Origin of the sequence: Saccharopolyspora oryzae (assembly GCF_027853915.1) — a bacterium.
Taxonomy (GTDB): domain Bacteria; phylum Actinomycetota; class Actinomycetes; order Mycobacteriales; family Pseudonocardiaceae; genus Saccharopolyspora; species Saccharopolyspora oryzae.
In genome coordinates this window covers 1-1,110 of record NZ_JAQGLA010000197.1, presented here as the reverse complement: position 1 = coordinate 1,110, position 1,110 = coordinate 1, and the positions used below count along the sequence as shown (strand labels likewise).

The 1,110-nt window shown below is 73.1% G+C and carries 1 pseudogene; it reads right to left on the bottom strand.

Going from position 1 to position 1,110, the window contains the following annotated elements:
* Positions 1-1,110 (bottom strand): annotated as a pseudogene (locus OU415_RS38225) (polyketide synthase); the annotation flags it as partial.

Here is a 1,110-nt window from a genome sequence, read left to right as displayed (position 1 = left end):
GTCCGGGACGTCGTCGGGCACGCCCCAGGTCTCGCGCACCATGCGCTTCGGCCCGACCAGCTCCTGCTGGAACAGCTGGGTGCTCATGATCGCCGCGTCGTTGGCGGGCGAGTTCTGCCAGACGCCGGTGGCCGCGAGCATGCTGCCCTCGCCCAGGCTGTACCCGAAGGCACCGTCCGGCTCGATGCCGAGCACGTCCCGCAGCACCTGGGTGTGCACGACGGCGAGATTGCTCCCGGCGATGAGCATGGAGGGCGTGTCGTCGAGCAGGTCGGCCTCGTGCCGCAGCAACGCCCGCCGGTCCAGGCCGCCGACCGCCCGGGGGTACAGGGCCCGGTGCCGGAACCGGTGCGCAGGCTCTTCGGCGTTCTCCTCGAACAGCGCCAGGGTTTCCGGGAATAGCCGGAAGAGGTCCCGCGCGACGCCGGGGTACGCGGTGAACGCACCCGGGTAGACGAAGGCGATCCGCCCGGGGCCGATCGGGCGTGCCGTGCAGAAGCTGCCGGACGGGGTCGCCCACTCGCCGCCCTCGGCGACGGTCTGCGGCAAGCCCCGCTGCGCCGCTTCGAGCTCCACCCGCATGCCGGCTTCGTCCATCGCCACCAGGACGGCGGTGCAGCGCGCGGGCTGACGGTCCGACCAGCGCTCCCCCGCCAAGGCGCGGAGGTCCCGGCCGGAGTCCAGTTCGGCCAGGCACTCACGTGCCTGCTCGGCGAGCTCCTCGCCGTCGTCGCCGTCCAGCGGCAGCAGCACGGCTCCGATGCCTTCGTCCCACGTCACCTGATGCGTCGCACCGGCGGTGTCCGCGCTGGCGACCACCACGTGGGCAGCGCTCCCGGTGTCGGTGGAGCTGATCGCCGCGTACCTCGGCCGGTCCTGGTGCCGGCTCAGCCACGGCTGCGGTGCCTCCAGGCGGCAGAACGGCGCACCGTCCAATTCGGACAGATCGGCGCCGTCGAAGGGGGTCGGCGGCAGGTCGGCGCGGTAGTGGCACAGGGCGACCTTGACCAGGGACAGCAATGCCGAGCACCGCTGCGTGTCGCCCACCAGCGGTGCCAGGCCGCCGACGGCGCAGGAGTGCGGGTCTTGCTCGGCGCGGTACGCGGTCGA